Source organism: Brevibacterium sp. HMSC07C04, assembly GCF_001815905.1.
In the GTDB taxonomy this organism is placed as follows: domain Bacteria; phylum Actinomycetota; class Actinomycetes; order Actinomycetales; family Brevibacteriaceae; genus Brevibacterium.
The window spans coordinates 143327-168734 of the sequence record NZ_KV823250.1 but is presented as its reverse complement, the minus strand read 5'-3'; the positions used below and the strand labels follow the sequence as shown (position 1 = coordinate 168734).

General features: G+C 61.5%; 23 protein-coding genes. 17 read left to right on the top strand and 6 right to left on the bottom strand.

Translation table 11 applies throughout. The annotated features are described in order from the left end of the window. Positions 1-19: 19 nt before the first annotated feature. From HMPREF3162_RS04300 to HMPREF3162_RS04275, 6 genes are all read left to right on the top strand, one after another. Positions 20-1186, top strand: a complete 1167-nt coding sequence (locus HMPREF3162_RS04300) for an acyl-CoA dehydrogenase family protein (protein ID WP_070574475.1) — start codon at positions 20-22, stop codon at positions 1184-1186. 1 nt (position 1187) lies between these two features. Further along, a complete protein-coding gene (locus HMPREF3162_RS04295) occupies positions 1188-2228 on the top strand; it encodes an enoyl-CoA hydratase/isomerase family protein (protein WP_070777013.1) in 1041 nt (346 codons plus the stop codon). Beyond that, positions 2225-3001, top strand: coding sequence for an enoyl-CoA hydratase-related protein (locus HMPREF3162_RS04290; RefSeq protein ID WP_070574480.1), 777 nt, complete (start codon positions 2225-2227; stop codon positions 2999-3001). The genes HMPREF3162_RS04295 and HMPREF3162_RS04290 overlap by 4 nt, the downstream gene beginning before the upstream one ends. A 93-nt stretch (positions 3002-3094) precedes the next feature. Continuing rightward, entirely contained in the window at positions 3095-4081 is a 987-nt protein-coding gene (locus tag HMPREF3162_RS04285) for an NAD(P)H-dependent flavin oxidoreductase (RefSeq protein ID WP_070777012.1), read from the top strand. Between the two features lie 91 nt (positions 4082-4172). Beyond that, positions 4173-4973, top strand: a complete 801-nt coding sequence (locus HMPREF3162_RS04280) for a nitrilase-related carbon-nitrogen hydrolase (protein WP_070574484.1) — start codon at positions 4173-4175, stop codon at positions 4971-4973. Positions 4974-5138: 165 nt separating this feature from the next. Further along, positions 5139-5933, top strand: a complete 795-nt coding sequence (locus HMPREF3162_RS04275) for an SDR family NAD(P)-dependent oxidoreductase (protein WP_070574486.1) — start codon at positions 5139-5141, stop codon at positions 5931-5933. 195 nt (positions 5934-6128) lie between these two features. Here HMPREF3162_RS04275 and nrdF read toward each other — a convergent pair whose 3' ends face one another. From nrdF to nrdH, 4 genes are read right to left on the bottom strand one after another with little or no spacing between them, the layout of a single operon-like run. Further along, positions 6129-7109 (bottom strand): class 1b ribonucleoside-diphosphate reductase subunit beta, encoded by a 981-nt coding sequence (gene nrdF / locus HMPREF3162_RS04270; protein ID WP_176745903.1) that lies wholly within the window; start codon positions 7107-7109, stop codon positions 6129-6131. A 30-nt stretch (positions 7110-7139) separates the two neighbouring features. Continuing rightward, positions 7140-9266, bottom strand: a complete 2127-nt coding sequence (gene nrdE, locus HMPREF3162_RS04265) for a class 1b ribonucleoside-diphosphate reductase subunit alpha (protein ID WP_371089260.1) — start codon at positions 9264-9266, stop codon at positions 7140-7142. Positions 9267-9271: 5 nt separating this feature from the next. Next, the gene (gene nrdI, locus HMPREF3162_RS04260; protein ID WP_070777010.1) at positions 9272-9685 is read right to left on the bottom strand and encodes a class Ib ribonucleoside-diphosphate reductase assembly flavoprotein NrdI; all 414 of its coding nucleotides are present in this window, start codon (positions 9683-9685) and stop codon (positions 9272-9274) included. Positions 9686-9687: 2 nt separating this feature from the next. Beyond that, positions 9688-9933: a glutaredoxin-like protein NrdH gene (gene nrdH, locus HMPREF3162_RS04255; protein ID WP_070574492.1), complete on the bottom strand. Its 246-nt coding sequence runs from the start codon at positions 9931-9933 to the stop codon at positions 9688-9690. Between the two features lie 546 nt (positions 9934-10479). Here nrdH and speB point away from each other — a divergent pair. The 3 genes from speB (at position 10480) to HMPREF3162_RS04240 (ending at position 14839) form a co-directional block, all read left to right on the top strand. Beyond that, positions 10480-11490 (top strand): agmatinase, encoded by a 1011-nt coding sequence (gene speB, locus HMPREF3162_RS04250; RefSeq protein ID WP_070574494.1) that lies wholly within the window; start codon positions 10480-10482, stop codon positions 11488-11490. 111 nt (positions 11491-11601) lie between these two features. Then, positions 11602-13284: a thiamine pyrophosphate-binding protein gene (locus HMPREF3162_RS04245; protein ID WP_070777009.1), complete on the top strand. Its 1683-nt coding sequence runs from the start codon at positions 11602-11604 to the stop codon at positions 13282-13284. A gap of 79 nt (positions 13285-13363) precedes the next feature. Further along, positions 13364-14839, top strand: coding sequence for a sodium:solute symporter family protein (locus HMPREF3162_RS04240; protein WP_070777008.1), 1476 nt, complete (start codon positions 13364-13366; stop codon positions 14837-14839). 143 nt (positions 14840-14982) lie between these two features. Here the strand turns inward: HMPREF3162_RS04240 and HMPREF3162_RS04235 are convergent, their stop codons facing one another. Continuing rightward, on the bottom strand, positions 14983-15717 hold the full coding sequence (locus HMPREF3162_RS04235) for a GntR family transcriptional regulator (protein WP_070777007.1): 735 nt from the start codon (positions 15715-15717) through the stop codon (positions 14983-14985). 137 nt (positions 15718-15854) lie between these two features. On the opposite strand from HMPREF3162_RS04235, the gene HMPREF3162_RS04230 reads away from it, so the two are divergent. The 8 genes from HMPREF3162_RS04230 to HMPREF3162_RS04200 all read left to right on the top strand — a co-directional run bounded on the left by HMPREF3162_RS04230 (position 15855) and on the right by HMPREF3162_RS04200 (position 24254). After that, on the top strand, positions 15855-17108 hold the full coding sequence (locus tag HMPREF3162_RS04230; protein WP_083318904.1) for an MFS transporter: 1254 nt from the start codon (positions 15855-15857) through the stop codon (positions 17106-17108). Positions 17109-17128: 20 nt separating this feature from the next. Further along, a complete protein-coding gene (locus HMPREF3162_RS04225) occupies positions 17129-19153 on the top strand; it encodes a hydantoinase/oxoprolinase family protein (RefSeq protein ID WP_070777006.1) in 2025 nt (674 codons plus the stop codon). Beyond that, entirely contained in the window at positions 19143-20729 is a 1587-nt protein-coding gene (locus tag HMPREF3162_RS04220; RefSeq protein WP_070777005.1) for a hydantoinase B/oxoprolinase family protein, read from the top strand. The genes HMPREF3162_RS04225 and HMPREF3162_RS04220 overlap by 11 nt, the downstream gene beginning before the upstream one ends. Positions 20730-20759: 30 nt before the next feature. Then, positions 20760-21899 carry a tyramine oxidase subunit B gene (locus tag HMPREF3162_RS04215; protein WP_070777004.1) on the top strand — a complete coding sequence of 380 codons (1140 nt, stop codon included), beginning with the start codon at positions 20760-20762 and terminating at the stop codon, positions 21897-21899. Positions 21900-22152: 253 nt separating this feature from the next. After that, positions 22153-22344, top strand: a complete 192-nt coding sequence (locus tag HMPREF3162_RS12120; protein WP_371089259.1) for a chromate transporter — start codon at positions 22153-22155, stop codon at positions 22342-22344. Positions 22345-22346: 2 nt separating this feature from the next. Beyond that, complete coding sequence (chrA, locus tag HMPREF3162_RS04210; RefSeq protein WP_371089258.1) at positions 22347-23303, top strand: chromate efflux transporter; 957 nt, start codon at positions 22347-22349, stop codon at positions 23301-23303. Between the two features lie 141 nt (positions 23304-23444). After that, positions 23445-23654, top strand: a complete 210-nt coding sequence (gene relB / locus HMPREF3162_RS04205) for a type II toxin-antitoxin system RelB family antitoxin (protein ID WP_070777003.1) — start codon at positions 23445-23447, stop codon at positions 23652-23654. Between the two features lie 111 nt (positions 23655-23765). After that, on the top strand, positions 23766-24254 hold the full coding sequence (locus HMPREF3162_RS04200) for a GNAT family N-acetyltransferase (RefSeq protein ID WP_070777002.1): 489 nt from the start codon (positions 23766-23768) through the stop codon (positions 24252-24254). A gap of 175 nt (positions 24255-24429) precedes the next feature. Here the strand turns inward: HMPREF3162_RS04200 and HMPREF3162_RS04195 are convergent, their stop codons facing one another. After that, complete coding sequence (locus HMPREF3162_RS04195; protein WP_070777001.1) at positions 24430-25209, bottom strand: BPL-N domain-containing protein; 780 nt, start codon at positions 25207-25209, stop codon at positions 24430-24432. Between the last annotated feature and the right edge of the window lie 199 nt (positions 25210-25408).

Below are 25408 nucleotides of genomic sequence, written 5' to 3'. Positions count from 1 at the left end.
AAATTTTGGAGGCAACCACATGGCACGTAGCACCGCGGCTTCTCTGCCCTTCGGGCTGAGCGATGACCAGCTCGAACTGGCGAACATGTGCCGCGAGTTCGCGGACGAACAGCTGGCACCGCACGCTCTCGAATGGGATGCGAATTCGCACTTCCCCGTCGACGTCATCAAGTCGACCGCAGACCTGGGAATGGGAGGCATCTACATCGACGAAGACTTAGGCGGCTCGGGCCTGGGACGAATGGATGCGGCCCTCATCTTCGAGAACCTGTCGACCGGCTGCCCCGCTGTGGCTTCGTACATCTCGATTCACAACATGGTCGCCTCGGTCATCGAGCGCTTCGGCAACCAAGACCAGCATGAGCGCTACCTGTCAAAGCTCGTGACGTTTGAAAACCTCGCCAGCTACTGCCTGACCGAACCGAACGCCGGTTCTGACGCAGCCGGCCTGCGCACCTCGGCCCGCCGCGATGGCGATCACTACATCCTCAACGGCGTCAAGCAGTTCATTTCGGGTGCCGGTGCATCGGATGTCTACCTGGTCATGGCCCGCACCGGCCAGGACGGCGCCCGCGGAATCTCGGCCTTCATCCTCGAAAAGGGCATGGAAGGGCTGGATTTCGGACCCGACGAAATCAAGATGGGCTGGCACGCACAGCCCACCCGCCAGGTCATCATGGAAAACGTGCGCGTTCCCGTGGAAAACCTGGTCGGCGAAGAAGGCGAAGGCTTCAAAGCCGCTATGAGCGGTCTGGACGGCGGGCGCCTCAACATCGGCGCCGCGTCTCTCGGCGGCGGCCAGTCGGCACTGGAAAAGGCAGTGCAGTACCTGGGTGAACGCCAGGCATTCGGTCAAGACCTCAACCAGTTCCAAGCGCTGCGCTTTGAAGTCGCCCAAATGCAGGCAGACCTCGAAGCCGCCCGTTCGCTCCTGTGGCGCGCCGCCCAGGCCTACGACGCCAAACACGAAAACACGACCCTGCTGTCAGCAATGGCGAAGCTCAAAGCGACCGACACCGGCTTCGACGTTGCCAACCGCGCCCTGCAGCTGTTCGGCGGCTACGGCTACCTCCACGAGTACGGTGTGGAGAAGCTGGTCCGCGACCTGCGCGTCCACCAGATTCTCGAAGGAACAAACGAAATCATGCGCGTCATCATTTCGCGCAAGAGCACAGGAGTTGCATAAGTTGAGTGAAGAAACGCCCGTCGTCCTCAGCGCCGAAGGCGGCTTGGGACGCATTGAACTGAACAAGCCGCGTGCAATCAACGCCCTGAACCAGGAAATGGTCGACATCGTCAACGAGGCCCTGGTCAAGTGGCAGGACGACGATTCAATCAAGGCTGTACTCGTCACCGGCCGCGGTGAGCGCGGGCTGTGCGCAGGCGGCGACATCAAGGCCATCCACGCATCGCTGATCGACGGCACTGACGCGAACCTGCGGTTCTTCGGCGAAGAGTACGTGATGAACGACCGGATCGCCCGCTTCCCCAAGCCCTATGTGGCTTTCATGAACGGCATCACGATGGGCGGCGGCGTTGGAATCTCGGTGCACGGTTCACACCGCGTCGTCACCGACAGCACCAAGATCGGCATGCCCGAGACCACGATCGGTCTGTTCCCGGATGTCGGCGGCACCTACCTGCTCTCCCGGGCTCCCGGCGCGGTCGGCATGTACCTGGGCCTGACTGGCCTGCCGGTCGGCGCAGGCACCGCGCTGGCCGCGGGTCTTGCCGACTACTACATCGAGGACGCCAAACTCGAAAAGGTCGCGGCAGAACTGGGCAAACGCCCGGCAGAAGCCGAAGCTGTTCTCAAGGAGTTCGCCGCAGAAGCTCCCGCGGATGAACTCGATGAGCACCGCGAAGCCATTGACCACGCCTTTTCGGCCGACTCAGTCGAGGAGATCCTCGAGCGTCTGCGCGGACTCGACACCGAGTGGGGCACCAAAACCGCTGACCTCATTCAAACGAAATCCCCGCTGAGCCTGAAGGTGACGTTCGAATCGATTCGCACCGCCGGCGACATGAGCCTCGAAGAAGTTCTGGAGCGCGACCTGCGCACCGGAATCAACCTCGGCAAACACAACGACCTGACCGAGGGCATCCGCGCCCAGGTCATCGACAAGGACCGCAACCCGCAGTGGAAGCCGGCCACCCTGGAAGAAGTCAGCAGTGAACTCGTCCAGGAAGTCCTGACAGAACCCGCAGCACGAAAGGTTTTCCAGTGACCCAGTACGAAACCATCAAGGTCGACATTTCGGACAAGATCGGCACAATCACCCTGGCTCCGGGCCCCATGAACCCGCTGAGCTCAAAAGTCATGAAAGACGTCACGGCAGCGCTTGCCGAATTCGACGCCTCTGACGATGTGCGCGCAATCATCATCACCGGTGACGGCGACAAGGCGTTCGCCGCCGGTGCTGACATCAAGGAAATGGCTTCGCTTGAATTTGCCGAAGCCTACCGCGAAGACTTCTTCGTCGGCTGGAACCGCCTACGTGAAGTCCGCAAGCCGATCATCGCCGCCGTCAACGGCTACGCGCTCGGCGGCGGCTGCGAACTGGCGATGATGTGTGACTTCATCATCGCCTCCGACCGTGCTCAGTTCGGCCAGCCGGAGATCAACCTGGGCGTGCTGCCCGGCATGGGCGGATCCCAGCGCCTGACCCGCGCCATCGGCAAAGCAAAGGCTATGGACCTGTGCCTGACCGGCCGTTTCATCAAAGCTGACGAAGCTTTGGAGTCCAACCTCGTGGCACGCGTTGTACCGCATGAGGAGCTCATGGACACCGCCCGTGAAGCCGCCGGCGTCATCGCCTCGAAGTCGCTCATTGCATCGGCAATGGTGAAGGAAGCCGTCAACGCGGCCTTCGAGACTACCCTCGACCAGGGTCTGCTGTACGAACGTCGGCTGTTCCACTCCTCGCTGGCCACAGAAGACCAGAAGGAAGGCATGGGCGCTTTTGTCGAGAAGCGCAAGCCCGAATTCAAGGACCGCTGATCAGCTTGCCCTGACCAGTATGCGAACGCCCCGCCTACCAGCGGGGCGTTCGTCGTCTAAAGTGATGTCGGACACTCGAACCGAAGGAGCTTCATGACCGTCGAACGCACCGAACTTCCCGAACAGCTGCGCACTGATCTGCGCCTGCCAGTTGTGGCTTCGCCCATGTTCATCGCATCGGGCCCCGAACTCGTCAAAGCCCAGTGCCAGGCAGGAATCATCGGCGCCTTCCCCACCCTGAACGCCCGTCCACAGGAAGCACTGTCGGACTGGTTTGACGAGATCAGCGAATCCAATGCCGAATTCGCGAAGAACAACCCCGGCACGCCCGTGGGCCCGTTTGCCGCGAACCTCATCGTACACCGCTCCAATGACCGTATTGAGCACGACCTCGGCGTTGTTGTGGACCACAAGGTCCCGATTGTCATCACGTCACTCGGTGCGCGCGAAGACGTCTACGAGGCCGTCCATTCCTACGGCGGCATTGTGCTGCACGATGTGATCAACAACCGCTTTGCCCACAAGGCCATTGAGAAGGGCGCGGACGGCCTGGTTGCTGTCTCCGCCGGTGCCGGGGGCCATGCCGGTGCGCTTTCGCCGTTTGCGCTCATCCGCGAGATCCGCGAATGGTTCGGCGGCCCCCTGCTGCTGTCGGGAAGCATTGCCCACGGCACCTCGGTTCTGGCCGCACAGGCCGCCGGAGCGGATTTCGCCTATGTCGGTTCGGCCTTCTTGGCCTGCCCCGAAGCGAATGTCGTTGAGGGATACCGCGACATGATTGTGTCTTCTGGCGCAAGCGACGTTGTGTATTCGAATCTGTTTACGGGAGTGCACGGCAATTATCTGCGCGGCTCAATTGAGGCCGCCGGCATGGACCCGGACAATCTGCCCGAATCCGATCCTTCGAAGATGAACTTCGGCAGCGGCGGGTCGTCGAAGTCGAAAGCCTGGAAGGACATTTGGGGTTCCGGTCAGGGCATTGGCGCGGTGCGCGAAAAGCTGCCGGTCGCCTCGCTCGTGGATCGTCTCGAAGGCGAGTACCGGGCCGCCGTCGAAGATCTGCGCGGCCGGATCTTCTGAGGCTCCGCTGTGCGGAGCCGTCTTCCCCACCCGCACGAGGTGGAGGTCGGCAGGTCTGTCGCCTCCGCCTCGGCAGCGGTACGGTGAGCGTATGAAGATTGCGCTTGCACAGATCAATACGACTCCTGATGTTTCGGCCAATGTGAGCAAGGTCGAAGACTATGTGCGTTCGGCCGCTGAGGCAGGAGCTGTCCTGGTGCAGTTTCCGGAGGCCACAATGCGGTCGTTCGGCCCGGGGCTGCGGGAGGACACGCGAGCGCACGCGGCTGACTGGCAGGAGCGGATGCAGGCGCTTGCGGATGAGCACGGACTGACGATTGTGACCGGAGAGTTCTTCGCGCACGGGGCCCGAGTGGTCAATCAGCTGGCGGTCTACTCCCCCGCTGGTCAGCGCGTGGCGTACGAAAAGATCCACCTGTACGACGCTTTTGGGTTCCGTGAGTCCGACACGGTGGAACCGGGCAGTGACATTGTCACCGTCGATGTCGACGGGGTGGCCGTCGGCCTTGCCATCTGCTACGACATTCGCTTCCCGAAGCTGTTTGCGGAGCTTTCCCGCGCGGGTGCGAAGCTGACGCTGGTGTCCGCCTCTTGGGGTGCGGGCCCGGGCAAGCTCTACCAGTGGGACCTTTTGGCGCGGGTGCGGGCACTGGATTCCAACATGATCGTCTCCGCGGTAGATCAGGCGGACCCGGAAGTCTCCGGTGTTCAGGTGCCTGCAGACGCGCCGACGGGTGTGGGCGGTTCGCTCGTCGTTGACCCGTTCGGTGAGCTGATCGCGCAGGATGACGGGCAGGGTGAGCAGCTGGTTGTCGCCGACATTGATTTCGCAGTCGTCGACAAAGCCAAAGCAGCGCTTCCGGTTCTCGAAAACGCGCGTCTGGGCTACTGACGTCGCCTGCCAGGATCAGGGCCTCCCGACGGCTAAACGGGTGTGGTCTGCGCACTGGATTTTCAGCTGCCATTTGCCTGTAGACGATTAGATTAGAGCCGACGGCAGACCGCCGTTGTAACGCATACCGCCCGAAGCTCACCGGGCGGAGGAAGGCGAAAGTCTATGACCCGCACCTATGTTGTCACCGGCTCAGCGTCGGGTATCGGCGCCGCAACCGTCGAGATTCTGCGCAAACGCGGTGACCGCGTTGTCGGAATCGACCTGAAGAACGCTGATATTGAGGCTGACCTGTCCACTCCGGAGGGCCGCTCGCAGGCTGCCGCTTCCGCTGTTGAACTTGCCGGTGGGACAGTTGACGCTGTCATCGCCTCTGCCGGTATTGCCGCTCCTATTCCTAAGACCGTGTCGGTGAACTACTTCGGCGTTGTTGAGCTTCTGGAAGCTCTGCTGCCTGCGCTGAAGAAGTCGGAGGCTCCTCGGGTTGCTGTTGTTTCGTCCATGGCGTCACTGCAGCCGAACGATCCCGCCATGGTCGAGGCGATGCTCGCCGGCGACGAAGCCAAGGCCCTTGAGATCGCTGAGAGTCACCTGTCGGATGACCCGATGACCGGCTATGTTTCCTACCCCTCTTCCAAGCGCGCTCTGTCGCGCTGGATCCGCCGCGTCTCGATTTCCGACGAATGGGCTGGCGCCGGTATTCCGGTCAACGCGATTGCCCCGGGCACGGTGCTGACTCCCATGACGGAAGAGCTTCTGTCCACTCCCGAAATGACGGCGTATGTCGACCAGCAGGTTCCCATGCCGCTGAACTACCACCAGCCGCCGGAGTCTGTGGCTGACGCGCTCATCTGGATTACGGAACCTGCCAACACCCACATGGCCGGACAGACCATCTACGTGGATGGCGGTGCAGAAGTTTCGCTGCGCGGCGAAGACGTCTGGGCCTGGAACGACTGAGGTCACCGGCCCTTTGACTGAGGCTGCTGCTCGCAGCCGACCGAAGCTAAACAGCAGCGGTCACTCGCTGAAGTCGGGCGCCAGCTCCGGTACTACGACTTCCCGGCGAAAGAGCACCGCTCAAAGACAGCGGCCCGGAACTGTTCTGAACAGTTCCGGGCCGCTGCTATACGAGCCGATGTGTGTGGACGTGGCTCAGAAGTCCCAGTCGTCGTCTTCGGTGGATTCGGCCTTGCCGATGACGTAGCTGGAGCCGCTGCCGGAGAAGAAGTCGTGGTTTTCGTCCGCGTTCGGGTTGAGCGAAGACAGAATAGCCGGGTTCACATCCGTGACTTCGGCCGGGAACATGGCCTCATACCCCAGGTTCATGAGCGCCTTGTTCGCGTTGTAGTTGAGGAACTTCTTCACGTCCTCAGCCAAGCCCACCCGGTCGTAGATCAGGTGGGTGTAGGCGACTTCGTTTTCGTACAGATCGAACAGAACTTCGTAGGTGAAGTCCTTGAGCTCCTGGCGGCGCTGCTCGGATTCGCTCTTGAGGTTCTGCTGGTACTTGTACCCGATGTAGTAGCCGTGCACCGCCTCGTCGCGAATAATCAGCCGAATGAGGTCGGCGGTGTTCGTCAGCTTCGCGCGTGATGACCAGTACAGCGGCAGGTAGAAGCCCGAATAGAACATGAACGATTCCAGAAGCGTGGAAGCGATCTTGCGCTTCTGCGGGTCATCCCCGTGGTACAAGTCGGTGACGACCTTCGCCTTCTTCTGCAGGGTCGGCTCTTCTTTTGCCCACCGGAAGACTTCGTCAATCTGGCGGGTGTTCGACAAGGTCGAGAAGATCGACGAATACGACTTCGCATGCACCGACTCCATAAAGCAGATGTTGGTGTACACGGCCTCTTCGTGCGGTGTCAGGGCGTCCGGCAGCAGCGAAACCGCACCGATGGTGCCCTGAATGGTGTCCAGCAGAGTCAGACCTGCAAACACCTGCATGGTCATCCACTTTTCGTCATCGCTGAGCGTGGCCCACGACTGGATGTCATTGGACAGCGGAACCTTTTCCGGCAGCCAGAAGTTCGACGTGAGCCGATCCCACACCTCGAGGTCGATGTCGTCCTCAATGCGGTTCCAGTTGATCGCCTCAGCCCGCTCGGACAGTCCAAAGTCACGTGTCTGTGTCACTGTTGTTCCCTTCTGTTCTCCCGCTGCTGGTCACAGCATGCAGGAAACGCAGCCTTCGACTTCCGTACCGGTCAGCGCCATCTGGCGGATGCGGCTGTAGTAGACGGTTTTGATGCCCTTGGTCCAGGCGTAGATCTGGGCCTTGTTGACATCACGCGTGGTGGCGGTGTCCTTGAAGAACAGCGTCAGCGACAGCCCCTGATCCACGTGCTGGGTGGCTTCGGCATATGTGTCGATGATCTTTTCCGGGCCGATTTCGTAGGCATCCTGGAAGTACTCCAGGTTGTCGTTCGTCATGTGCGGTGCCGGGTAGTACACGCGGCCGATCTTGCCTTCTTTGCGGATTTCCACCGGAGCGGCGATCGGGTGAATCGACGATGTTGAGTTGTTGATGTAGGAAATCGAGCCCGTCGGCGGCACAGCCTGCAGGTTCTGGTTGTAAATGCCGTGCTCGGCTACATCGTCGCGCAGCTTGGCCCAGTCGTCCTGGGTGGGAATGTGCACACCGGCTTCTTCGAAGATCTGTGCCACACGCTGCGTGCGCGGAGCCCATTCCTGCTGCGTGTACTTCTCGAAGTACTCACCGGAGGCGTATTTGGAGTCTTCGAAGCCCTCAAAGGCCCGACCGCGTTCTTTGGCGATCTCCATGGATGCGCGCACCGCGTGGAAGGCCACGGTGTAGAAGTACATGTTGGTGAAGTCGAGTCCCTCTTCGGAACCGTAGTGAATCCGCTCGCGGCCCAGGTAGCCGTGCAGGTTCATCTGGCCCAGGCCGATGGCGTGCGACATCGAGTTGCCGCGTTCAATCGAGGGAACCGAAGCGATGTTCGAAGTCTCCGACACGGCGGTCAGGCCGCGGATGGCGACTTCGACGGTCTGCCCGAAGTCTTCGGAGTCCATAGTCGCGGCGATGTTGAGCGAACCGAGGTTGCAGGAGATGTCCTTGCCGATGTGGTTGTAGGTGAGGTCTTCGTTGTAGAGCGAAGCGGAGTTCACCTGCAGGATCTCCGAGCACAGGTTCGACATGGTGATGCGGCCCTTGATGGGGTTGGCGCGGTTGACCGTGTCTTCGTACATGATGTACGGATAGCCCGATTCGAACTGGATCTCGGCGAGTGTTTGGAAGAATTCGCGCGCGTTGATCTTGGTTTTCTTGATCCGCGCGTCGTCGACCATTTCGTAGTACTTCTCTGTCACCGAGATTTCGGTGAACGGCACCCCGTAGACGCTTTCGACGTCGTAGGGGCTGAACAGGTACATGGGCTCGTTCTTCTTGGCCAAGTGGAACGTGATGTCCGGAATGACCACACCCAGTGACAGGGTTTTGATGCGGATCTTTTCGTCTGCGTTTTCGCGCTTGGTGTCCAAGAAGCTGTAGATGTCCGGGTGGTGGGCGTTCAAGTACACCGCACCGGCACCTTGGCGGGCGCCCAGCTGGTTGGCGTAGGAGAAGGCGTCTTCGAGCATCTTCATGACGGGAATGACACCCGAGGACTGGTTTTCGATCTTCTTAATGGGTGCGCCGGCTTCGCGGATGTTGGTCATGCAGAAAGCCACACCGCCGCCGCGCTTGGACAGCTGCAGCGCGGAGTTCACCGACCGGCCGATGGACTCCATGTTGTCTTCAATGCGCAGCAGGAAGCAGGAGACCATTTCGCCGCGCTGCTTCTTGCCAGCGTTGAGGAACGTGGGCGTTGCAGGCTGGAAACGACCGGAGATGATTTCATCGACAAGCTGGCGGGCAAGCTTTTCATCACCGCGGGCAAGGAACAGAGCCACCATGACGACGCGGTCTTCAAAACGCTCAAGATAGCGCTTGCCGTCAAAGGTCTTCAGCGTGTAGGACGTGTAGAACTTGAACGCACCGAGGAACGTCTCGAAGCGGAACTTCTTGGCGTATGCGTGCTTGGACAGCTCTGAAATGAAGGCGAACGAGTACTGGTCGAGCACTTCTTTTTCATAGTACTGGTGCTCGATGAGGTAGTTGAGCTTCTCTTCCAGGTCGTGGAAGAAGACGGTGTTGTTGTTGACGTGCTGGAGAAAGAACTGTCGTGCCGCCTGCTTGTCGCGTTCAAACTGAATGCGACCGTCCTGGTCGTACAGGTTGAGCATGGCGTTGAGAGCGTGGTAGTCGAGGTCGGTGTCCTCGCGGATGATGGCTTCTAGGTCGCGGTCTGCGGCTGTCGTTGACACAGCTTGTCCAACCCTTCTTTCACTTTGTCGACGTCCTCCTGCGTTCCGAACATTTCGAAGTTGTAGAGGACGGGAACTTTGGTCTTCTCTGCCACCGTGTAGGCCGCACGGCAGAAGTTGCTGCCGAAGTTCGTGTTTCCAGAGCCGATGACTCCGACGATCTTGTCGCGGTTTTCTTTGACATTGAGGAATTTGATCACCTGCCGCGGCGTGGAGCCGGCGTTGCGTCCGGCTCCGTACGTCGGCGTGATGAGGACGAAGGGTTCGCTGACCAGCGGAGTGTCGTCCTTCGTCAGCAGAGGCAGCCGCACAGCGGGCAGCCCCAGTTTTTCTACAAACCGGTGGGTGTATTCAGAACCACTGGAGTAGTAGACGATCAGCATGATCAGACCGCTGCGGCCTCCGCACTGTCAGTTGCGAGAGCATTGATCTTGTCGGGGCGGAAGCCCGACCAGTGATCGCCGTCGGTCACAACGACGGGAGCCTGCATGTAGCCCATCGCCTTGACAACGTCGAGGGCACCATGGTCCTGGCTGAGGTCAACCGACCGGTACTCCAGACCGCGGACATCCAGGGCGCGGAACGTTGCAGTGCACTGGACGCAGGAGGGTTTGGTGTAAACGGTGATCATGTGGGTCTCCTTCAAGGTGACTCGGATCTCAGGCTGCTGGCCGTCCAAACCGGACGGGTGAGTAACCACAAGATGTTGTGTTCCGATAAGAGACTACGCCCATATCTAGGCTTTTTCGAGCAAATCTCCTGGCGCCGCGCCGCGTCCCACCCAGTGTCAACAAGGGGCCGTCAGGTCGTCATCCACAGTTGTGAACTTCCAAAATCACATCAATGTAGTTCAACTCCCGCGAGATTCCGGGGATCGCCCGAGGTCCGCAGAGTTTTCAGCCTGCGCTCTATCCACAGGTTTTCGACATCTGTCCACAAGAAAAATTTTTTCAGTTTAATGCATCACACCGGGCCTGTCAGGGCCCAATTCGAGCAAAAAACAAAGGCCTTCAGTCCCAACGACATCTGATTGGGCCCCAAGGCCCGGGCCCGCCAGAGGCGCACGCAGAGATATACCTTGCAGCATATGGGCGGGCGCTGTTGGCCATACTGGATATGTCATGATGCAGCTCACCCCTCAAACCTGAAACTGAATCATCGCAACTAGGAGGAACACGTGAGCGAATCCCAACCCCTGGGCCCAGCCGACTACAGCCTGACCCCGCGCTTTGCAGGCCCACCGACCTTCGGCCTCCTGCCGCGCATTGACGAAGTCGAAGCACAGCGGCCAGGCCAGCCAATCGACGTCAAGGTCATCGGCATCCCCTTCGACGCCGGTGTGAGCTACCGCAGCGGCACCAGGTTCGGCCCCTCCCACATCCGCCAGTCCTCCAAGCTGCTGCGCCCCTACAACCAGGCCACCGATGTGCACCCGTTCTCCTGGCAGCAGGTCGCCGACTGCGGAGATCTGGGCGTGAACCCCTTCAACATCGAAGAGGCCATCGCCGCTGTCGAAGCCAACGCCGACGAAGCGCGCAAAGACGGCTCGAAGCTGCTCACCCTGGGCGGAGACCACACGCTTGCCCTGCCGAACATCCGCTCGCTGCACAAAACCCACGGAAAGATTGCGGTGCTGCACTTCGACGCTCACCTGGACACGTGGGACACCTACATGGGTGCGCCCTACACTCACGGAACGCCGTTCCGTCGCGCATCAGAAGAGGGTCTGCTCGACCTCGAACACTGTATGCACGTGGGAATCCGCGGTCCCCTGTACGGCAAGAAGGACCTCGAGGACGATGCTGTGCTCGGCTTCCAGATTCTGCGCTCCGACGACTACCAGTTCCAGCCGCTGCCGGACATTGTCGCCCGCATCCGCAAGCGCCTGGGTGATGCGCCCGTCTACATTTCCGTCGACATCGACGTGCTCGACCCCGCGGCCGCACCGGGCACCGGCACCCCCGAGGCCGGCGGTATGACAAGCCGCGAACTGCTCAACTCCATTCGCGGCCTCCAGGGACTCAATATCGTCGGCGCTGAAATCGTCGAAGTCGCACCTGCCTATGACCACGCCGAAATCACCGGTCTGGCCGCAGCACAGGTCGGCTACGAACTCCTTTCTCTGTGGGCCGCTCAGAAGAAGGGCGCCGAATCTCCCACGGGCTTCGCCGCTGACAACCTCGGCTGATCCGCTTGCCCTCCCGCGGACTGCCTACACGGCACAAGCGGGAGGGAAGCTCCGCCTCGTACACTGACCATCCCCCCGTCCATCCCCACGACCAACCGCCCAGGAGCACACGTGACCAGCATCAGCGAACGCCTGAAGCGCGTTGACGACGCCCACCGAAACGGCGGTTTGGCCGTCATCGCCGCACTGGCAGCCCACGGCGTCGACACCGTGTTCGGCATTCCCGGAACCCACAATCTGGAGTTCTACCGCCACCTTGAAACCTTCGACATCCGCGCCATCACGCCCCGCCACGAACAGGGTGCAGGCTATGGCGCTGACGGCTACTGGCTGCTCAGCGGCAAACCCGGTGTTGTCATCACAACCTCCGGTCCGGGCCTGACCAACGTCATCACGGCAGCCGCCACCGCCTATGCGGAATCCCGCCCCATGCTCATTCTGTCCCCCGGCGTGCCCAACGGGCTGGAGCGGGCCGATGTTGGTCTGCTGCACGAAACAAAGGCCACCGCCGAAGCCATTGACAATCTCCTGGTCGGCTCCAAGCGCACCCGCACCGCCGAAGGTGCCGCTGCCGCCGTGTCCGAGGCCTTCGCCCGGTTCGCTTCGGAACGGCCAGGGCCGATCCACATCGAGGTGCCACTCGATGTTCTTGAGGGCCCCTGGCACGGCACCGCCGAGGTCCCGCGCACCGTCACGCCGATACAGCCGGCGCCCGCAGTAATTGCCGAAGCTGCCGAGGCGCTGACGGCGGCACAGCGTCCGCTCATCATTGCCGGCGGTGGTGCCCGCCGCATGGCCGGGCCGCTGACCGCGCTGGCTGAAAAGCTCGACGCACCGCTTGTGACCACCGCCAACGGCAAGGGCGCAGTCGATGAGTCACACCCCCTGTCTTTGGGTGCCAGCGTGCGCTTTCCCTCGGTGCAGAAAGAGTCGCAGAACGCCGACGTCCTGTTGGTGATCGGCTCAGAGCTTGCAGACTCCGACCTGTGGGGCGGACGGATCGGCGCGCGCGGAGTCAATTCCTGGGACCACCTGGGCTGCCCACCCGAACAGCCCGAAGACCAGCCGACCCAGACAGTCATCCGCTGCGACATCGACCCCGATCAGCTGCACAAAAACCTGCCGGGCAACATCCTGGTTCACTCCGACAGCCGGGAGTTCGTCGATGCGCTGAGCCGGGAACTGGGTGAGCAGCCGGGCCGCAGCGGCGCTGAACGGACAGCCGATCTCAATCGCGAATGGCGCAGCGAATTCCCCGACGGTGCGGGAGTGTGGACGACGCGGGCAATCACAGCCGCAGGCGGGCCCGGAACCGTGATCGCCGGTGATTCTTCGCAGGTCACCTACGACGGAGCCGTCCACGCCCTGCAGGCCCACAGCGAAGACCAGCTGCTGTACATGCCGGGCTTTGCCACCCTCGGCTACGGCATTCCCGCTGCAATCGGCGCCAAGCTGGCAGATCCAAACCGCCCGGTGGTCGTCCACGTGGGCGACGGCGCTGCCATGTTCTCCATCCAGGAAGTCATGACAGCAGTCGAACTGGGTCTGGGCATCCCCATGGTCATCGTCGACAACGGGGGCTATGCCGAAATCGAAGCGCAGATGCAGCAGCGGCACATCGACCCGTTCGCCGTCCACCTGGCCAGGCCGAATTTCGCGGCTTTGGGCACGGCGTTCGGCGGCAAGGGCGTAGAATTGGACGCCACCGACCCCGACTGCTCTGACCAGCTGGAACGCGCAGTTGCCGAGGCGTTGGGCGCTGATGTCCCAACACTCATCCACGTGAAGATCTGATCCGCTTCACCAACCACCCGAATCCGTCGGGGCACGCACTGCAGCTGCCCCACTGCCCTTCCCGCAAGAGAGAAACACCATGGAAACAGCAGTCGTAGCCGTCTACCTGGCGTGCATGCTCGCATTCGGCGTCTGGGGTCGAATCCGCGCGAAGAACCAGGAGGACTTCCTTGTTGCCGGACGGCGGCTGGGACCGTTGGTGTTCATGGGCACTATGGCCGCCGTTGTGCTCGGCGGAGCCTCTACCGTCGGAGGTGTCGGCCTGGGATACGTCCACGGACTGTCGGGCATGTGGCTGGTTGTGTGCATCGGCTTGGGCATCATCATTCTGAGCCTGCTCTTCGCCCCAACGATCCAACGCCTGGAGATCTACACGGTGTCCCAGATGCTGGAGCTGCGCTACGGAATCGGCTCCCGCACTGTTTCGGGAATCATCATGACCGCATACGGGCTGATGATCTCGACAACCTCCACGGTGGCATACGGCGCGATCTTCCACTCGCTGTTGGGCATCGACCGGGTGCCTGCGGTGCTCATCGGCGGAGCTGTCGTCATCGTCTACTCCATGCTCGGCGGCATGTGGTCGATCACCATGACCGATTTCGTGCAGTTCCTCATCCAAACCGTCGGCATCTTCATCATCCTGCTGCCGATCGTCCTGACAGACGCGGGCGGCTTCACCGCCATCCGGAACGCAGTGGGTCCCGAAGCGTTCGACCCGGTGGCCATCGGGCCGAACATGATCATCACCTACGTTCTCATCTACACAATCGGCCTGCTCATCGGTCAGGACATCTGGCAGCGCGTGTTCACCGCCCGCTCCCCCGGCACCGCCCGCTGGGGTGGTTTCGCCGCCGGTGTGTACTGCGTGCTCTACGGTGCTGCCGGTGCCCTGGTGGGTGTGGGAGCCCGCGTGCTGGTGCCCGGCATCGAAGACTCCGACCAGGTGTTCACAGCCGTCACCGAACATGCGCTGTCACCGCTGCTTGCCGGACTGGTTCTCTCAGCAGCGCTGTCAGCTGTCATGTCAACGTCATCCGGTGCGCTTCTTGCCGCCTCAACGGTTCTGCGTCAGGACGTTGTCGAACCAGCTCTGGCCAAGCGCACATCGACCAGCAGCGGACTCGGCGAAGCTCTGCGCGGCAGCCTCGTGCGCGAAACCGGGGACGAAGTTCGCGACTCACGCATCTACCTGGTCAGCTTGGGAATCGTGTCGATCATCCTGGCCTGCGTCATGACCAGCGTGGTCGATGCGCTGACAATTGCCTACAACATCCTCGTAGCCGGTTTGTTCATCCCGATTGTCGGCGGGCTGGTGTGGAAGCGCGGCACCATCGTCGGAGTTCTGGCCGGCATGATCGCAGGAACAGGTACCGCTGTCATCTTCATGATCGTCAACGGGCTGTTTGCGAACACGCCGATCTACTTCGGCCTGGGCGCTTCGCTCATCGCCTACGTTGTCGGCTCGCTCATGTCCCGGCCCACGCCGGAGCGGATCATGACTGCGTGGCAGCAGCGCATCCGCCGCGGCACTGAGGATATGCCGCGGGCTTGATGTCGGGCAGCGGCTAGACCAACGCCGGATTCACGCAGTAATGCAGGTTTGCGCTTTAATGCGCTGCATTACTGCGTGATTTCGCATTAAAGCGTGTAGCTGTCGTGCTTAGCCGACCTGCCGCGCAGTCAGCCGACAGCACCTCAGCACATCCGCGCTTGGACAGCCAGCGATGAAAAATCAAGGTCTGTACCATCAGCTTCGGTCAAATACCGTGCAAGCCGTGTCTGAAACAGCTGAACATGGCGCACTGCAACCGCTTCGGCGCGTGCGCGATCGCGGCCTTTGAGCGCATCGAGGTACTCCCAGTGGTCATCATGGACCTTGTTGTAGTGTTCCTCAATGTCCCCCAGTCGGGCAGTTCCGCCCTGATCGCCGCCGAAGCTGAGAAACGCCAACCTCTGCAGGTTTGTGTAGACCCTTTCGGCCATGGACAGCAGATAGGAATTCCCGGTCAGGACAGTCTCCAGAATGTGCAGTTCAGCATTTGTGCTGGTCACCGCCGCAACGTCCATGTCTGCTGCGGCGCGTTCCACCGCCCGGACAGCTTCGGATAGCTGTTCTATCCCTTCATCGTCAATCCGGTCGACCAGCAGCTGAGTGGTTGCCCGGACGAGCACGTGCTGCGCTTCGATGAGCTCACGGCACTGGCGCAGCGAAATTGAGCTAACGCGGTAACCTCCCCCGGCGTCAGTTTCGACTAAGCCTTCGGCCGCCAGCCGGTGCAGCGCTTCGCGCACGGGAGTGCGACTGACGCCGATGATTTCGACCAGACCGGCTTCGTCAATCTTCTGTCCACCGCGCAGGTCCAGAATGAGGATACGTCGGCGTATCTCGGAGTACGCGGTGTCCCGCGCGCTTGTCTTCCGCGTATTCATAGCTCTCATTATCAGCCCATAGTTCCACCCTGGCAGCCGCCAGCACGTGACCGCCTTCACAAACAACTGCAAACATGACAGCCTGTATACATTCCGTATACAGGCCGAAGAAAGCTTGCCCGCCAGAAGGAGGCCAGATGAACCCACCCGCATCAGACATTGAACAGCTGACCGCCAAATACCGACGGCGCGCCATTGCGGCATCGGGAATAGGCTGGGGCCTCGACGGCTTCACCTGGTCGATGTACGGCTTTGCGCTCGTTGCCGCCGCCGGCGCCCTGGGCATGACGTCTGGCGCGACCGGCTGGGTCAGCGCAATCAGCATTGTGGCCTCCGCCATCGGCGGCGTGATCTTCGGCAATCTGGCTGACCGCTACGGGCGAGTGCGCATGCTCACCATCGTCATCCTCGGCTACAGCGTCTTCACCGGCCTGACCGCAACCTCTCAGGGGCTCTACGACTTCCTCCTGTGGCGCACACTCGAAGGCTTGTTCTTCGGCGGCGAATGGGCCGTAGGCGCGGCACTCGTCGCCGAATACGCCCAGCCGGAAAAGCGCGGACGCATTCTGGCCTTCATCCAAAGCTGCTACGCCATCGGCTGGGCGGTTTCAGCACTGGCTTACCTGACTGTGTACTCGATCTTCCCCGAAGAAGTCGCGTGGCGCTACCTGTTCCTGGTCGGCGTTCTGCCGGCATTGGCCGCCTTCTTCATCCGCCGCGGCACGAAGGACGCAACGGATATCCACGGTGACCAACAACCAGCTGCCAAGCCCAGCGCCCAGCCCGACAAGAGCTTCGGCAAGCTGTTCCGCGACGGCCTGGCGAAGACCACCGTCGCCGCTACCCTTCTGGGCATCGGCGTTCAGGGCATCTACTATTCCGTGTTCATCTTCCTGCCCACCTACCTGCAGGAAGAGCGCGGCCTGAGCATTGTGGGCACCGCCGGCTTTACGTGGGTGGCGATCGTCGGTTCGTTCATCGGGTACTTGTCCTCCGGCTTCTTCCTCGACTGGATTGGACGCCGCCCAACATTCCTCATGTTCTTTGTCGGCTCGGCGCTGAGCGTGTCGCTGTTCGTGTTCACTCCGGCTGCCCAGCCACAACTGGGCATTCCCGTCATCTTCCTGTTGGGCTTCTTCGCATCCGGCCAGGCCGGCGGCACCGGTGCGTACCTGGCTGAGCTGTTCCCCACTGAAATCCGCGCGACCGGGCAGGCCTTTGCCTACAACCTGGGCCGCGGGCTAGCGGCTTTCGGCCCGCTGACGGTGGGACTGGCATCCGCGAGCATCGGCTGGGGCAATTCGATCATGCTCATCGCCATTGTCGGAGCGGTCACGGGAATCATCGCCCTGTCGCTCCTGCCGGAAACCAAGAACAAAGAGATCGTCTGACTGTGAGTCAAGGAGAGCACATGTCTGCAGGACTGCACGTGGCCGTTGACACCGGCGGCACCTTCACCGACATCGGCATCCGCAAGGATGATGGCGAACTGTTCGTGTGGAAGGTCCCGTCGACCCCGGAAGCACCCAACGAGGCGGTGATTGACGGGATCGTCGGAGGACTCGAGCAGATTGACCGCACCCCCGAGGAGATCACTCGGCTGGTGCACGGGACGACGGTGGCAACGAACACTGTGCTGACTCGTGAGGGCGGCCGCGTGGGTCTGCTGACGACCCGCGGTTTCCGCGATGTTCTGGCCATCGCCCACCAGGACCGACCGGCGATCTACGACTACCGCAAGACCCGCCCGGCGCCTCTTATCTCCGATGACACGATCTTCGAGGTTGACGAGCGGATCGACGCTGACGGAGCAGTTCTGACTGAACTGGACGAAGCTTCGCTGGAACAGCTGGCCGAAACCATCGCGAGCGCAGATCTCGATGTGCTCATCGTGTCGTTCATCAACGCCTATACCAACGGCCAGCACGAACGCGCCGCCGTGAAGCGTCTGACCGAACTGAACGCAGCGCCCGTTGTGTCGGCCGCGACCGAAGTTGCCACCGAGATGCGTGAATACGACCGCACCTCGACCGCTGCGATCAATGCCTACGTCCGCCCGAAAGTGTCGACGTACATGGAGAAGCTGGAAGCAGGCATCGAGGACCTCAATATCCCGTCACGCCTGTGGGTCATGCAGTCCAACGGCGGTCTGCTCAACCCGAAAATCGCCAGCACCCAGAGCGCGAAGACCGTTCTTTCCGGCCTGGCAGGCGGGGTCGTCGGGGCTGCCAACTGGGCGCGTTCATTGGGGCTGAAGAACGTTGTCAGCTTCGACATCGGCGGCACGAGCACCGACATCGCTCTTATACGCGACGGCGTACCGGACGAAACGAACTTCACTGAAATCGACTCGATGCCACTGCGCCTGCCGAGTGTCGACGTGCACACAATCGGCGCCGGCGGAGGTTCGATTGCCTGGCTGGACTCCGGTGGGAGCCTGCGGGTGGGACCGCACAGTGCCGGGGCCGTACCCGGCCCCATCTGCTACCGCCGAGGTGGAACTGAGCTGACCGTGACAGACGCTCACGCGGTCTTGGGTCGGCTGGGCGGTGAGCTGCTCGGCGGTCGTTTTGAACTCGACATCGATGCCGCACGTGCCCGCATGGAGGAGTTCGGCAAATCGCTGGGCCTGTCGGCCGAAGAGTGTGCTGAAGGCATTATCAAGGTCATTACGGCGACCATGGCTCGCGGTGTGCGCAAGGTGTCGGTTGAGCGCGGTGTCGACATCCGGTCGTGCAACCTCATGTCGTTTGGAGGTGCCGGTCCGCTGCACGGTGCTGACCTCGCGGTTGAACTGGGTATGGAATCGGCGGTCATTCCCCCGCACCCGGGCATTGCGTCGGCGGTGGGCATGCTCGATGCTCCCATCCGCCACGACTTCGCCCACCCTGTTCAGGCCAACGAATGGACCAGGCTCGAACCGCTGGAGGCGTCTTTCGGGAACCTGCAGGAGCAGGCTCGAACCGAAATGGAAACCGACGAGTTCGACCGCGAATGGCTGGTTGATGCCCGCTACGTGGGCCAAAGTTATGAATTGACGCTGCCGCTGGAAGACAGCTGGCACGAACAGCGCCGGGCTTTCGACGAAGCTCACGCTGAACGCTACGGCTACAGCGATGACGATGCGGCCATGGAGATCATCGTGGTGCGTCTGCGGGCCACCATCGAATCCGAACGGACCCGCGAAGCCCAAGCGAAAGCGGGCACCGGAGCTCCTGAGCCCAAAACCACTCGCCAGGTCTACATCGACGGCAGCTGGACCGAAGTCGACATCTACGACCGTGATGCGATCCCCGCAGGCACCTCGATTCCCGGGCCCATCATCATCGACCAGTTCGACACAACAACCTTTGTCCACCCCAGCCTGACGTGCTTCTGCGATGACCGCGGCTTCCTGCACCTGCGCACCCGAAAGAGTGATGACGATGACAAGTGAATCCACACAGCTCAACGCCGTTGAACTTGAGATTGCGCGCAATCGCCTGACCTCGGTGTCAGAAGAGGTGGGTACGGCGCTGATCCGCACCTCCTACTCCCCCAACATCAAAGACAGGCGCGACTGTTCAGCCGGAATCTACGACGCTGAAGGCCACCTGATCACGCAGGCGGAGCACATTCCGCTGCACCTGGGGCTCATGCCCACCCTCATTGAGAACGCGATCGCCGAATACGGGCTCGACAACATCAAACCCGGTGACGTTCTCATCACCAACAACCCCTACCTGGGCGGTTCGCACCTGCCGGATATGTGCGTCATCACCCCCGTGTTCGCAGGCAGCGAGCTTGTTGCCCACGTGGCGACTATGGCCCACCACGTGGACGTCGGCGGTTCCACGCCCGGGTCCATGGCAACTGACGCAACAGAGATCTTCCAGGAGGGCATCCGGGTCCCACCCATCCGCCTGTTTGCGGAAGGGCAGCTGCAGACCGAAATCATGGCGCTCATGCTCATGAACATCCGCACGGCAGACAAGACCCGCGGTGACCTCATGGCGCAGGTTTCGGCAAACAAACTGGGTTCGCGGCGTGTGCTGGAGCTCATCGAAGAGTGGGGTGTGCAGCGCTTCTACGATTCCTGCGATGCGCTTGTGGCCTACAGCGAGCGTCGGGCACGCGCGGCAATCGCCTCCCTGCCGGACGGCAAAGGCAGCTTCGTCGACTACCTGGAGCACAACGGTGTGGAACCGGAGATGATCCCCATACACGCCGAGGTCGAAATCAGCGGTGAGGAAATCACCATCGACATGACCGAAACCGCAGACCAGGTTGCCGGGGCTGTCAACTGTTCATACGCCGTGGCACTGGCCTGCGCCTCGTACGTGGTGAAGATGATTGCCGACCCGACCCTTCCCTCGAACGCGGGCCTGACCGCGCCGATCAACGTCAAGACCCAGCCGGGCAGCCTCGTGCACGCCCAGTTCCCCGCCCCCGTCGCCCACGGGAACACGCAGACCTCCCAGAGGATCGTCGACACGATCCTCGGAGCGCTCGATCAGTTCACCGAGGGCCTGGTGCCGGCCGCATCCAGCGGCAGCATGAGCATCATCACGATCGGCGGTGTGGATCCGCTGGACGGCGAGTACTACTCCTACGTTGAGACCTACGGCGGCGGGCAGGGCGCAGGCCCCGAATTCGATGGCGCATCCGCCACCCACACCCACATGACCAACACTCGCAACACCCCGTGCGAAGTGATTGAACGTGAATACCCGCTGCGCGTAGACAGCTACGAAATCGCTCGTGACACCGGCGGTGACGGTGCCGCGACCGGAGGCAGCGGACTGCGCCGAAGCCTGACGCTCACCCGCGGTCAGGCAACGGTGGTTGCTGGAACATCGCGCGTCACGACGGCTCCGTGGGGCCTGGAAGACGGCGGCGATGGAATCAGCGCCCGCATCACCCTTGCAGAAGGTGGTGAACTGCGCGAACTGGAATCGATGTCAAAGCTCACGGTCCGCGCAGGACAGACTGTATCCATCCAAACCGCGGGCGGCGGTGGATACGGCAAATGACACCCACAAGCTTGTTGGAGAGAAAAAATCATGTCCGACACCCGCATTGACTTCCTGTACCTGAGCGAACCCGACATGATTGCCGCCGGCGTGACCGACATGGCCCGCTGCGTGGACGTCATGGAGGAAACCCTCGTGCTGCTGCGCCGCGGTGACTTCCGGATGGCCGGTTCGAACGCCATGTCGCACGGTGCGATGGTCAGCTTCCCGAAAGAACCCGAATTCGACACCATGCCGGCCGACGGCCCGGACCGCCGCTTCATGGCAATGCCGGCCTACCTGGGCGGACGCTTCCACACATCCGGTCTGAAGTGGTACGGCTCTAACATCGAGAACCGCAAGAAGGGCCTGCCCCGGTCAATCCACACATTTGCCCTCAGCGATGCTGACACGGGAGCGCCGCTGGCGTACATGTCGGCAAACCTCATTTCGGCCTACAGGACGGGGGCGATTCCCGGTGTTGCCGCTAAACACCTGGCCCGGTCGGATGCGCGGACGTTCGGCATTGTGGGCCCCGGTGTCATCGGCCGCTCCGTCACACAGGCCGTGCTGTCGCAGTGCAAGAACATCGACCAGATCGTGGTCAACGGCATAGACCAGCCGGACGTGGACCGCTACCGGGCATTCATTGAAGAGAACTTCCCCCACATCCGGTCGGTGCGTGCGGCTGCCGATGTCCAGGCGGTGGTCCGGCAGGCCGATGTTGTCACCGTGACCGTGACGACCGGCGAAGAAGGTTCGTCCGCTTTCCCCTTCATTGACGAAGAGTGGATCAAACCCGGTGCGATTCTTCTGCTGCCCACGGCCGTTCGATTCGATGACACGTTCATTGCGTCAGACCGCGTGACGAAGGTTGTCGACTCGTGGCGCCTGTATGACGCATGGGCTGATGAGTACGGTGTCGGCGCCTACCAGCAGTTGGGCATCATCGGCACGCACTGGCACGACCTCATGCGGGCCGGCCTGCTGGAACGCGATTCGATTGTCGACATGGCCGACATCATCGAAGGAGCGGAACCAGGCCGGCAGAACGACGACCAGATCTTCCTGTACTCCGTCGGCGGCATGCCAGTCGAAGACGTTGCCTGGGCCACCGAGGCCTACCGCACCGCGCTGGCCAAGGCCATCGGCACCAAACTCAACCTGTGGGAGAATCCCGCTTTGGCTTGAGGCCTCCGTGGCGCTGGGCGTTGCTGTGGCGGTTGGGCTGCGCGGCTAGACCAACGCCGGATTCACGCAGTAATGCAGGTTTGCGCTTTAATGCGCTGCATTACTGCGTGATTTCGCATCAAAGCGCAAACCTGCGGCCACTACAGGCTGGTCAGCGTCTGCGCGGCAGCGGGCCGTGGGCGACGGCGCACCTACCGCAAGCAGGACCCACACGTTCACCCGCCGTTCACTCCGCTCATGGCCTAATGGGCCTATGGCGCCGACAGCAGAAACCCACTCACCCCAACAGGCCGGAAACCCCATCGAGGTCTTTCGCGCCTTCCTCAAACTGGGAGTGACCTCGTTCGGCGGCCCGACCGCTCACCTGGGCTATTTCCGCACTGAGTTCGTGCACCGCCGCAAGTGGATCAGTGATGACCACTACGGGCAGCTCGTTGACCTGTGACGATGCCGGGCCCGGCATCGTCACAGGTGGGCTTTGCTCTGGGCCTGCTCCGCGGCGGAACCCTGGGCGCCCTTGCCGCATGGACAGCCTTCACCCTCCCCTCCGCCCTGCTTCTGATGCTGTTCGCACTTGGTGCCGTCCACCTCGGCGGCCCTGTGGGTGACGGCCTCCTCATGGGCTTGAAAGCTGTTGCCGTTGCTGTTGTGGCGCACGCGGTGATGGGTATGGCGACAACCCTCGCGCCAGATTTTCGTCGCGCGCTCATTGCCGCGGCAGGAGCTGCTGCGGCCCTGCTGGTACCTGGGAACCTCGGGCAGGTGGCAGCTATCGGTGCGGGCATTGTGGCGGGACTGCTCTTCTGCCGTGGGGTGGCTGGTGGCGCTGACCATCAGCTGCGTGTGCCCGTTTCGACGACAGTGGGTCTGATCAGTGTTGGCCTGTTCGCGGTCCTCTTGATGGGTCTTCCCCTGTTGGCCGGCATGATGGCGAACCCGTGGATCGCCACTGCCGATGCGTTCTACAGGTCTGGCGCGCTGGTGTTCGGCGGCGGCCATGTTGTGCTGCCGCTTCTGCAGGGAGAGCCCGCAATCGCCGAGGCGGTCAGCCAGGATCAGTACCTTGCTGGATACGGGGTGGCTCAGGCTGTTCCCGGTCCCCTGTTCACATTCGCAGCGTTCTTGGGTTTCAACCTAGAAACCGGAGCCGATGCGTGGCTCAGTGCGGCGGTTGCGCTGATTGCCGTTTTCCTCCCCGGACTGCTTCTGGTGATCGCCGCGCTGCCGTTCTGGGCGTCAGTGCAGACAAGCCCGCTTGCGCGCGTTGGTGTGGCTGGAGCGAATGCCTCTGTTGTCGGGATCCTCGCCGCGGCCCTCATCACCCCGGTTGTGTCTTCAGCTATTACGGGGCCCGCTCCCCCTGCTGATTGCTCTGGCGTGCCTGGCGCTGCTCATGCTGGCTAAGTGGCCTGCGTGGGCCGTCGTGCTGATCGGCGCAGTGACGGGACTGGCGGCAAACCTTATTGGGGCGTAGGCAGGCAACTTTCGAAGGGCTGTGTCAGCGCTGCTGAATACACTTGCTTCGAACAGCGAGAGGAGCATTGCATGAGCACGATAACTGTCGAACTGCCTGACGAAAGCGCCGTTCTTGTTCGCAAATTTGCCGACTTTGAAGGCGTCACGGTTTCCGACTTCGCCCGGTCAGCGATCTTGGAGAAAATCGAAGACTCCTTTGACCTACAAGAGCTCCACGAAGCAATTTCGGAGGACAACGGCGAACGTTTCAGCATTGACGAGGTCCTAGAGGAACTCTGAGCGCGACCCAACCATCGAGGTGTTTTCTATCGGCCGGAGCGACAAAATCTACAAGAGTTGACCGGAAAAACTGCGGAAGCGCACTTTGAAGCTCTTTACTCGAAGGGAACAATGACTTCACTTACGACTGAGCGATTGGCACTACGACCACCGCATGACGGCGATGAAGATGCTGTGTTCAACATCCACTCGGACCCAAGGACCTACCGGCATCGCCCTGAACTGGCGATGAAGAACCGTGACGAGGCCTTCGAGCTGCTGCGCTCGTGGCAGCGCAACTGGGCGGAGGACGGAATCGGCTACTTTGTCGTTCTCCGAGAACCAGCCGACATCATCGGCTTTACAGGGCTGCGCTTCTCAGAAGAACAGGGCGAACAGGTACTCAACCTCTACTACCGCTTTGCGCCCGAAGCCCAGGGAAGGGGCTATGCCGCCGAGGCCGCAGCTGCCGCCGTTGACTGGGCGCGTCAGACGCATCCTGAGCGTCCAGTCGTGGCGATCATCGACCCCAGCAACGCCCCATCCGCCCGGCTGGCAGAAAAGCTCGGCCTGCACCTGCAGACGGCAGACCATGAACAGGGCCACCTGTACCGGCGCTGAGGACACACCAATGTCGGGGACAAAATGAACCCCAGTCGTTCGAAGAACCAGCGGGGCCGGCAGCGCCACCCAAAGGCGCATTCCGAAACTTGCTGACTCTTACTCAGCAAGCAAGTCAGAACGCCTTCACCGAATTGATCTGTGGTTCTCCGCCTGCACCCAAGTTTCACGCCGGTCAACTGAGAATTCGCTCGACAAGTGGGATTGCGTATTTCCAGTCGTCGCCGTCGGGGTCGACAAGATCATCGTCATCAAACCAGGTTTTATCAGCTTCTGGATGGGGGCCAATCAAGCCCACACTTCCCTCCCCAAATCGATAGTACGCGGCGGCGATATCGCCTGTTTCGTAATGGGCATAAGCCTCAGCGCCTTCTTTGGGCAGCCTCGCTCCCTCTTGAAAATAGGTCCATCGCGAGGTTTCGTCCCACTTGACTGCCACAACTTGAGCCGTGCTGTCTGTCACGGGGAAGCCGGGAACATTCACCTGCCCCTCGACGGGTTCATTCACAAGGCCGAAGCCTTCGCTCCCAGCAAGATATGCACCCATACAGACCCCAAAGTAGCTTCCGCCTGCCGTAACAAAGTCAGCAACCCCGCGAATGAAGTCGGAAGGAAAACTCTGCGCAGCGGCGGGAATATCGTCTCCACCGCCCGGCTGAGCGTAGAGAGCGACTCCAGAAAGAGCACTCGCTTCGAGAGGGAACTTTTCATCCGGGCCGATGAACGCAACGTCCATACCCAGCGGCGATTGAGACAGCCGCTCTGCAAGAGTTTCCGCGCAGCCTTCGCACCCCGCCGGCCCGCGGTAGACCAGGGCCTTCCGCGCACCCGAAGTTTCGCTGTCTTTCGTGCTGATTGGTGCACAACCGTTAACCAACCCAACAAACGGGGCCGTCAGCAGCCCGGCGAGGACCGACCGACGGGTCCATGCAGAAGGTGATTCAAACGCAGTCATTACTCAATGCTAAGCAAGCCTTCTCTGCTGGTCGCACAAGCCAAGGAGACTCTGGCGTCGGTCATGACAGCATGATTCGCACCCGCAGTTCGCCAGGCCGAAACACAAAAAGTCCCGAAACATCGAGTGAACTACGTCCCAGGACTTCACACGGTTGTCCGTACTCAACTTTGGCTACAAAACTCAAGTGGGTGTACGA